The sequence below is a fragment of the Microcoleus sp. T3_B1 genome, from assembly GCF_036700445.1.
Lineage (GTDB): Bacteria > Cyanobacteriota > Cyanobacteriia > Cyanobacteriales > Microcoleaceae > Microcoleus.
Window position 1 is genome coordinate 1 of sequence record NZ_JAUBOX010000144.1, and the last position, 10,148, is coordinate 10,148.

The window sequence follows — 10,148 nt, forward strand, 5'->3', positions numbered from 1 at the left end:
TAAGTAGGCTATCCCCCTCAAGCCGAGGGTTCCCAGTTTAAAATGTTGATGCTGGCGTTGAAATCACGATCTAAAGAGATGCCACAAGCAGGACAGTCAAAAGTCCGAATGCTTAGTGGCATATCTTTTTTAGTGCCACAATTAGAACAGGTTTTAGAACTAGGGAACCATTGGTCTACCAGGACTAAAGTTGCTCCATACATTTTGCACTTGTAATCAAGTTGGCGCTTGAATTCGTAAAATCCTAAGTCGGATATTGCCCCAGCCAGTTTGTGATTCGCCATCATACCTTTTATATTCAAGTCTTCAATCTTGATGAGCTTAAAATTTTTAGCGGTGGGAGTTGTTAACTTGTGAAGGAAATCTGAGCGAATACAAGCTATTTGGGCGCGAAGTCGGCTAATTTTATTATAGGTTTTGCACTGGTTATTGGAACCTTTTACCTGCTTGGACGCTTTTCGCTGTAAAGTGGCAAGCTTGGTTTTCGCTTGGTTCAACGGTTTTGGTGCGTCAAAGACTTGCTGGTTTGACAGGGTGGCCACATATTTAATACCTACATCAATTCCCACGGCTGCCTGAGATTGCTCAACAGGTAGACGTTCTGCATCAACACAGAATGATACAAACCAGCGACTTCCTTTTTTTGAGATAGTGAAAGTTTGAGACACGTAACCGCATTCTAGTGGCTCGTGAAGACGAAACGTTCCCAAGGTAGGAATCTTAATTGTGTTGCCAGCACAAAGCCACACTTTCCCATTGGATGAATCGACCCTAAAAGATTGACCGTTTCGGCGACTGGCGAATTTTGGATGACCTGCTTTCCCCAAACGATATCGACTAAACGCATCTTTCAAGTCAATTAATGCGTTTTGGTAGACTCGGCTAGACAACTGGTTCATCCAAGCAAATTCAGGCTGTTTCTTGACGTGGTTGGTGAGAACTTTTTTGACTTCGTTGAGTACCTTCGAGTCTGTAAGTTTCCCCTCGCTATACATTTGAGTCCGCAAGCTTAACCCAAAATTAAATACTACGCGCCGGAATCCTGCGTGTTTTGCCATCAAAGTCGCTTCGTTGTTATTGAGTTTGAGCGCTCGTTTAACGGCAAACATAGAACTTCCTCAAGGGCGATTAACTATGGTTAATTTTAGCGAACTATTTGGCACTTAAGTTTTGCTCATGCCCGCGAAGATATTTTCGCTTGGTCATTTAACTAAAAACCTTGACGCAGCAATGCTTTCAACCTGTTCTTCACCCCGTGAACTGAGTTCCTCCAAGGATTCAAGTAATATCTGAGCACTACGCCTATGGTGGAATTTAGCAGCAATCTTCTGTCGTGATTTGTGAATCAGGCTCAACGTTAATTCTTTGTCCTTTAGCAATTTTGCTATGGCCTCTGCCATTTTTTCGGGATTTTCCGGCGGGACTAGCATACCGTCAACACCGTTATCTATCAGTTCCGCCATTCCACCCACCTGCGTCACTACTACAGGAGTTTGCATAGCCATTGCTTCCATAACAGCTACAGAAATTCCCTCTTTCAAGCTGGGTAAAACAAAAATATCAGCCTCTTGATAACCTTGGCGATTTCGTTCTTCTGAGACAGAACCAAGCAGCTCAACATAATCAGACATTGATTGCTCTTGAATGAATTTCTCGAGTTCTTGACGGTAGCCATTACCAGATTCTGCATCTTCCCCAGCAATCTGCAAGCGGACATCAAACCCTTGTTGTCGAAGCAACTTAATTGACTCAATCAGGTACTTTTGTCCTTTGGCTATATTGAGACGGCCGCAAGTGTAAATTCGGCATTGACTGCCTTCCTGCCAAGGAGTATAGGGAGTTTCACGCTTAATTTCATCGAGATTTACACCGACTGGTGACACCCTCACATCCTTGGGCAAGAAGCCTGCCAGCTCATCTTTGACAGAATTGAGGAGTTGTTTAGACATTACAGAAGCAAAAGCAGAATGTTTCCATTTTTGTTCTTGATTGGGCCCAAAATCTTCTAACTGACCGAGAAGAGCCAGACTATAAGTGATGTCCGAAAGTATGGAGGCAAATAGGGCAATATTAGCAGCATTGCTACAGGAATGAACGTGGACGTGAGACCAGCCCTGGGTTCTGGCAAGCCAAGCTAGCTTAGCCCCCATAACAACCCATACCAAATAGTAAAGCCTTTGAGAAAAGGAGAGATTTTTAGTATTAGCAATTACACTGAGGCAGCGCCACCAGGCAATCGGGCCAGCTTTGATGAGTTCTATGGGAACATTCACAAAATCTTTGGTCTCAAAGGGTATCAAATAATCAGTCATACTTTGCGCTTTCTCAGCCCAAGTATGTACAACTTTAGTGCGCGGACGGCGGGTTGATATCATGTGAGGTTTCATACCAAGATCGAGCATTGCTTGATATTCTCGCCATATCCAAGTATGAGTTTGTCCGGGAAATTCAGGAATAAAGTAGCCAATCTGTTTATTCATTATTGATTCTTTTCCTTAGCAACTCGACAAATTGAAATGTGCTAAACAATCGCTTGTTTGTTCCTGATAAAAAAAATTAGCTGGCGGAACCCACGCCCTGCCATTTTTTTGGGATAGGTAGTCGGTGATTTCAATAAATGCTCGCTTTACAAAATCTAGGTTCACAGAATTTGGACTCACATTCGGCACCCCAGACATTTAATTTCTCAGAATTTTTAATAGATACAAATATAGTTTAGGGATACCCCAAAAAAGTCTAGATGTATCAACCAAAAACTCCAGTTCCACTACGTTGAGAGGGTGTAAAATTTTAGGGTACTGAATGTGAGCAGTCCTTGAATAGATGGTGACGACCCGGAGAGGTTTCACATTGTTTTGTGGCTAAGAGTCTAGGCGGCTTGGGCTGCTGTTACCTTTAATCGAGTCCGATATTTGCCGATCGCCAAACATTTTTTAACAGCAGCAATTACATCTTCCACATCTGCATCTGTTAGTTTTGCCGAAATCGGCAAGCTAATTGTATGCAGTCCGATGTAGCTAGCATTCGGATAGTCTTCCGGCTGCCATCCAAACATTTCTTGATAGATAGGATGTTCCGGCATACTCATGTAATGTACGCCGACACCGATATTTTCAGCATTCATAGCGTTGAGAAACTCGTCGCGGCTGATTCCTGTTTTGGCTTCATCTACCAGAATGGTGTACAGGTGATAAGCATGAATTGTATCCGGTTCGACCTTCGCGGGCAAAGTAATCGGCAGATCCGCAAATGCTTCGTTGTAGCGCTGCCAAATCTGCTCCCGTCGCTGCCAATAAGGAGTAATTCGTTTCATTTGATGAATGCCGATCGCAGCTTGCAGATCCATCATATTGTATTTAAAACCGACCTCTACCACTTGGTAGTGTTTGTAACCCGAGTCTCCGAAGCGCTTCCAAGCATCTTTGCTCATACCGTGCAGCGCTAAAATTTTGAGCCTGTCTGCATCTTCTTGACGGCCTGCCAGAATCATTCCTCCTTCGCCCGTCGTGATGTTTTTGGTAACATAAAAGCTGAAGCATCCGAAGTCGCCAAATGTGCCTGCTTTCCGTCCCTTGTACTCTGTTTCGATCGCGTGAGCGCAGTCTTCAATTAACTTCAAGTTGTGACGGCTAGCAATCTCGCAAAGCGCATCCATATCGCAGGGACGACCTGCGAAGTGAACCGGCAAAATTGCCTTAGTTTTTGAAGTTATTTTAGCTTCGACTTGATCCGGGTCAATATTCATTGTCACCGGATCTACATCCGCCAGTACCGGTGTTGCCCCAGCGTGGATGATCGCATTAACTGTAGCGCAAAAAGTCATGGGAGTAGTAATGACTTCATCCCCCGGTTCTAACGAAGCAGCGAGGATGCTCAAGTGCAGTGCCGCCGTACAGGAATTAACTGAAATCGCGTACTGGGAACCCTTGTAAGCTTTGAACTCATTTTCAAAACTCATGACTTTAGGGCCTGTACCCAACCAACCTGTTTTCATGGTTGACACCACTTCTTGAATTTCAGCATCTTCGATCGCTGGAGCGCCGAAAACCAAGAAACGGTCTTTTGAACGAATAGGATTGTTGTTCATGTTGCTAGTGTTACCAAGTAAATAGAGTCGATGGAGTGAAAGTTTACTACCCTGAAAAGTAAGATTTTATTGGGATTTGAGGTGCTGTCAATTAATGCAGTCTCTCACCGTTTTTTTTTCAATTTTTTTTAGTCAAGAGTTTTGGGGAATGCGTTGTGCAATGGCATCTGTTATAGCACGAGCTTACTAATGACCAGCCGTTTTTCCCCAAGCGCCTGACTCTGACAGCGTTTCTCTATCTTAAGATAGATAATCGGCAATGTCCACCCCCTCTTATTTCAGTTTATGGGGGATACACAAGCTCTGACCCGCTTTTTTTGGTTCAAATACTTCCCTGACTCGGACAGACTTTCTCTATCTTAAGATAGATGATATGCAATGTCAACCCGATCGTATTTCAGTTTATGGGCGATACACAAGCTCTGGCCTGCATTTTGTGTTTTAAATACTTTATTCAATAGACCTCTTGCAAAAATCCTTTTCCTCAATTGATGGGACGGGTTCTGGGGCCCATCCCACAAGAGTTATTTTTTCTTGTGGGATGGGCCCCAGAGCCCGTCCTAATTATTTTTGCAAGAGGTCTAATAAAAACACGGGTACTTCTCGATCAACTTTTCGTAAACTGTCGAACATCTATCCCGATATAGATTTAACAGCGAAGTTATCTGATTTTTGATTTTTAATTTTAAAATTAGGAATGACTGATTACCGTCTAGTTTGAAGCTTGCCGGGAGTTAGATTTTGTTTTAACTCGTGTAAAAATTAGGCAAATTTTGCACAAAAAAAGGTAACTCCCCTGTAGATGCAGGTTCAGCAATATTCTGCGATCGCTCGAAGCAATCAAGCGTCCTTGACCAAATCCACTACAATCTAGGCAGACGAATCTTGTTCAAAATGTCTTGCAGCCGTTCTGAAACCCCGCCCAATTGTTCTGACAAAGCTACAAGTTTGCCGTAAGCTTCAACTAAGCGATCGCCCTCAACATAAACTTCTGGAGTAGGATAATTCTTCATCGCTTCCAGCAGGGTAATCTCGTTATCATTAGTTGCAGACAGCACCAAGGCAGATCTCAAAGCTTCTCGATTTGCATTCCCAGAAGGAGTGCGAATTACCTGACCCACCTCATCGAGAATTATTTCCCCAACCTTGCTCTTAAGCGTCTGATCCAAAAAGCTTTGACTGACTTTCACCGGTCTCGTCAGACTGTTGCGAACCGCTTCGGGGTCTTTTTTTGCTTTTCCCAGCAGCATTTCTAACGCGGGCGACATTTTCCCAGTGTCTGCAAAACTTTCTAATTCGCTGACGGGTAAAGTCATTCGGATCGCACTGTATTTGAGCACTACCTTTTCGGCCGCCGTCGCAGCATTGCTGTAAAATACAATTCCCGCGCCTGCTGCTAAAAATAACGTCCACCGCCCTTGGAAAAATGATCGATTCATAGTAAAATCTCCCAACATCTTTTTCTACTTAGACTTTGACACATCTCATTAGTTACTGCACAGGCTAAGGTCTTGGGGAAATACCAAATTAGTCGATCGCCCCAGCACTTATAGCATTTTAGATTTTAGATTTTAGAATTGCGAATGACTGATGACGATCGTGGTTTCCAGCATCTGCCTACAGTTCCATGATTTTTGGGAACTGGTATTACCTATATCGGATGCTAGGGAAAAAACTCGGTTCAGGGCGCTGGTACCGGCCTCTCTGTGCGCGGTGCACACCCTACTGATAACACTCAACCATTCAGTTTTGCGACCACGATTCAACAGTCAACAGTCAACTGTCAACAATCACCGACGGTGCAACCGGAATTGATAGGATTCTCTCCCAATTTCCCGATCCTAGCAAAATGCCTAACGCCAGCTCTTCTATCAGTGAAGGCTGGCGCTGGGCTTTAATTTATTTTATATATTTAGGGTCTTTATGAAAGCTGACCCCAATTGAACGAATTACAAGCGGTTTATGATTAGGGCCTTTAAATTTGCTGACCCCAATTAAAGCCACATTATTAGTATTACAGGGATCGCTGGGAAACCACGATTTCATAATAATTTCTTTATATTTATAACTTTTCCTTGCCTCAGATATATTTTTGTCTCGATTTGTAAATTTTTATTACTTCGACTTGGGGGATCGGCCCTCGGCGCGCTGCTCCCAGCGAAACAGGAACACCATCAGGGCCACCACTCCGACTTGGAGGGCAAAATTAGGCAAAGCAGAACCAATTTCCCGCCCAGAGGCAATTTTAGCGAGGAAAACCAAGCCGCCGATAAAGCCCGAAGCGCCACAAGCTACATAGACAAACTGTCGCAGAGGCCGGTAGGGAGTGGCCATTTCTGCTGTTAAACGCTCGTATTGTTGGCGGCTGAGGTTGCGCGGGTTTTTTGGGAGGTTTGTGCGATCGTCCGAATTGGGAGCTGGCATAGATTTAGAAAATAAGTAAATTAGGATTGGGTCACAAAAACCCGGTTTATACCAAAAATCCTCTGGCTGAGGTGGCCAATACGGTCGAAAAACCTGGTTTTTGGTACTGTGGGCGCAAGTCGAGTGAATATTAGACTAGAACAAATATCTCATAACTGCCGAAACAAATCACCGCTGAATCCAAATCACAACTGTCTGTAAACAGCCGACAAAAACACCCAAAATGCCTCCTAAATTTACAATTCCCTGCAACTCGCTTTGGACAATTCCCTGAATTGCTAACTCCAACTCTTCAGGAGAAGTACCTTTCACTCGATCGACAATCACCTGGTCAATATTCAAAATCGGGATAGCCTGAGCTACAATATTTTCTAAATCCCGCTCTAAATAACGCTCTAAAACCAAAGCAAGTTCTTTGCTGACAATTCCGAGGGAAGCGCTCATCACCGCTGAAGTTTGCAAGCGATTGAGAATCAACCGCGAAATATTTTCCCAGTCAATAGATTTACTCAACCCCTCAAGTACATCTGTACCCCGCTGCTGAACATAGCTGCGAACACTGTCGCGCATAGTTTTTCGCAACTGTCTCACAGTCGAAACCGGTAAATTTTGCATCGACAAATTTTGCAGCCATTCCTGAATTCGCCCGCGAATCCCCAAAGAAATAGTTAACTCTGCTAAGCGCTGATTTGTGGCTTCTCTGTCATCCAGACAAAAAGTCCGCAGCCGAGTTAAAGTGTTCCGCAAACCAAACAAATTTGCTACTACCCAATAAGTGCCGCTCGTTTTTTCTCGAAACCCTTCATCGATGATCGAAATATTGCGATCCGTCAAAAAGTCAATTAAAGCCTGCCGCAGCACTTCCGGGGGTATTACTACCTGCAACAACCACTCAGCAAGCTGAGCCGCCTGAGATTCCGTAAGCTGAATCTCCAGCAAAACTTGATCGAAAATTTGATTAAGCTGAGCTTCTAAAAAATCTTCCCGGCGCGCCAACACTTTGAGAATTCGCGGCACAGATTCCCCCAGCAAATCTCGCAAAATGTTAGCGAGAATTTTAGCCGTTTTTTGCTCTGCGTCTGCTTTTACCTGATCCAGCGCCAACTGCAACAACCAGAGAATCACCGACTGCATCCGCTCGGTTTGCAGGAGGCGGCGCGCCAAGTTTTGCAGTTCCTCCGGCGTCAGCAGCGAACCCATAATTGTGTCGGAAATTCGCTTTGCCAAGCGCTCTTGGTTGCGGGGGATCAAGCCGGGAGTGAAAGGCAACTTCCGCCCTTTGATGTAAATAGCTCGATAGGGGCGGAACAGCATTTTGATAGCTATATCGTTAGTGAAATAGCCAATAATTCCTCCCACTACAGGTGGGGCCAACAACAGCCAAATGTCAGACGGATTCATCAATAATTGGGAATTGGGAATTGTTGATTGTTGACTGTTAACTGTTAACTGTTGACTGTTGACAACTGACAACTGACAACTGACAACAGTCAACGGACTAATACCAATACTCCCATCATAGCTCCGGCAATCGGGTAGTGGGTGGCGGTGGCAAATCCGGCTTTGTGGGCGATCGCGACTTGCTGCTGGCCGATCGGGAATTTTTCTAAACTAGGATTAATGTAGGCATATTCTTGAGTCATGCCAAATTGCTGAGCAATGGGCACTACGAGAGTGTCTAGATAAAACTGCTGAAAGCTCCGCATTAGGGAATTGCTGGGGCGGTGGAGGTCGAGAATAGCTGCTTTGGCACCGGGTTTGAGGACGCGGTGCAATTCCTGAAGACTGCGGGGGATGTCAGTCACGTTACGCAGGCCGTAACCCATTGTGGCGCAGTCGAAGTAATTGTCAGCAAAAGGCAAGTCTAGGGCGTCAGCTTCTACCCAGGAAATGGGACTGGCAGGGGTGAGAAAAGGTCTCGCGCGCTTGGCAGCCACGGCCAATTGTTCCGCAGAAAAATCTACTCCAAATACGCAACCGGTCGGCCCTGCTTGTTTAGCCAGCAACAAAGCTAGATCCCCGCTACCGCAGCACAAGTCTAAACAAGTATTTCCGGGACTCGCACTGCTCCATTTCACCGCCATTTGCTTCCAAATCCGGTGTTGCCCAAAGCTCAACCAGTCGTTCAATTGGTTGTAAACTGGTGCAATTCGATTAAATATAGTTTTAATTTGTTCGGCGTTATTACTCATTGGTCATTTGTCATTGGTGATTGATAATTTGTCATTGGCCAGCAGGAAAAAATAATTAATCCGTGCATTCATGTCATGCTGTCGCCAGTCATTAATGCTTTGTATTGTTAGCTATCCGCGAGATTTTGTCTTGAATCCTTCGTTTGCTATTATTTTCAACTCAAGACAGAGAGCCGACTAATAACTAATGACTGACAACTAATGACTGATGACCCCGCCCAAAAACAGGTACAAGCTCCCGACAATCGTCGTGGAGATTCAAAAATTTTAGACTTTTGTTCAAGCTCCAAGATTCACTGCGCTGCAAGTAAATCTAAAATCTAAAATCTAAAATCTAAAATCGACTGACTGATGACTAATGACCCTGAAAACTCGTCAATACCAAAGCAACTTCTTGAGCGGCGAGGTGAACTGTTGTGAGTTCGTCGGGGCGCAGGGAACAAGGTTGTTTCCACTGCATGGAAATCAGGGCGATCGATCGACCTTTGTGAATCACTGGGATGCTCAGGTGAGCTTGAATGCCTGATTTCTGATAGTGCGGCAGACTCGCTAGGTTGGTGTCGAGCGCAATATTCACAGCACCCTGAATTGTTTGAGAGGTAATTGCTTCTCGAACCAGAGGATCATCTGCCAGCCAATTTTCCACAGTTGCACCAGTGGTGTGACTGCCTTGGAGTGGCCTTAAAACATTTCCTTCCACCAGTTGCAAAATGCAAGAGTCCGCCAAAAAATTATCACTTATAGCAGTAGCAATTGGATCTAAACTTGCTTCTAAACTCGGATAATCCACAGCCGTTTGCATGATTGTTGCTAACAGTTGTATTTGAGTTTGGGCGCGATCCAATTCCTCAGTACGCTGCTTGAGAATTTCATAAGTCTCGGCCGCCTTTTGCACCACCATCTTCAGTTCGTTCGGGTCCCAAGGCTTGGTGATATACTTGTAAACCTGTCCTGAGTTAATTGCATCCACCAAGTCTTCAATGTCCGTAAAACCAGTCAAGATAATTCTGACCGTATTCGGAAACTGGGGCACGGTTTTGCTCAAAAACTCCGTTCCCTTCATTTCGGGCATCCGCTGGTCGGAAATGATGACGGCGACCTCGCCTTCGATGCCGAGGACTTCCAAGGCGCGAATTCCGCTCTCAGCTTTGAGCACGTTAAAATCTCGTCGGAAAGTGCGGTAGAGTAAATCCAGATTGTCTGGCTCGTCGTCTACTACCAGCATTTTGGGCTTTTTCGGTCTGTGTAGGGTCATGAGCTGGCGTTTAATTTGATCTAGCTCTGAAATGGCATTATCCATAACAATACGATAAACTCCCCTTCGTAAATTTAGGCGAGCAACTATTCTTTGACACTCCCCACACATAGAATGCGGGGGATTCTTCTCTCACAGGCTCGACTCTAGACCGATATTACTATCGATCCCCGATAGAACGCCTCCAGAA

General features: G+C 44.8%; 8 protein-coding genes. All 8 read right to left on the reverse strand.

The genetic code is table 11. The annotated features are described in order from the left end of the window. Window positions 1-17 precede the first annotated feature (17 nt). Window positions 18-1,109 (reverse strand): RNA-guided endonuclease TnpB family protein, encoded by a 1,092-nt coding sequence (locus QT990_RS34605; protein ID WP_333147178.1) that lies wholly within the window; start codon window positions 1,107-1,109, stop codon window positions 18-20. Between the two features lie 93 nt (window positions 1,110-1,202). Continuing rightward, on the reverse strand, window positions 1,203-2,480 hold the full coding sequence (gene epsE / locus QT990_RS34610) for an exopolysaccharide biosynthesis GT4 family glycosyltransferase EpsE (RefSeq protein ID WP_333147180.1): 1,278 nt from the start codon (window positions 2,478-2,480) through the stop codon (window positions 1,203-1,205). Window positions 2,481-2,869: 389 nt separating this feature from the next. Beyond that, window positions 2,870-4,087 carry a DegT/DnrJ/EryC1/StrS family aminotransferase gene (locus QT990_RS34615; protein ID WP_333147182.1) on the reverse strand — a complete coding sequence of 406 codons (1,218 nt, stop codon included), beginning with the start codon at window positions 4,085-4,087 and terminating at the stop codon, window positions 2,870-2,872. 863 nt (window positions 4,088-4,950) lie between these two features. Then, window positions 4,951-5,526 carry an alpha/beta hydrolase gene (locus tag QT990_RS34620; RefSeq protein ID WP_333147184.1) on the reverse strand — a complete coding sequence of 192 codons (576 nt, stop codon included), beginning with the start codon at window positions 5,524-5,526 and terminating at the stop codon, window positions 4,951-4,953. Between the two features lie 676 nt (window positions 5,527-6,202). After that, window positions 6,203-6,511, reverse strand: coding sequence for a DUF3493 domain-containing protein (locus tag QT990_RS34625; protein ID WP_333147186.1), 309 nt, complete (start codon window positions 6,509-6,511; stop codon window positions 6,203-6,205). A 168-nt stretch (window positions 6,512-6,679) separates the two neighbouring features. After that, window positions 6,680-7,912, reverse strand: a complete 1,233-nt coding sequence (locus tag QT990_RS34630) for a DUF445 family protein (protein ID WP_333147200.1) — start codon at window positions 7,910-7,912, stop codon at window positions 6,680-6,682. Between the two features lie 89 nt (window positions 7,913-8,001). Continuing rightward, window positions 8,002-8,703: a bifunctional demethylmenaquinone methyltransferase/2-methoxy-6-polyprenyl-1,4-benzoquinol methylase UbiE gene (ubiE, locus tag QT990_RS34635; protein ID WP_333147188.1), complete on the reverse strand. Its 702-nt coding sequence runs from the start codon at window positions 8,701-8,703 to the stop codon at window positions 8,002-8,004. Window positions 8,704-9,058: 355 nt separating this feature from the next. Next, window positions 9,059-10,003: a response regulator gene (locus QT990_RS34640; RefSeq protein WP_333147190.1), complete on the reverse strand. Its 945-nt coding sequence runs from the start codon at window positions 10,001-10,003 to the stop codon at window positions 9,059-9,061. Window positions 10,004-10,148 lie beyond the last annotated feature (145 nt).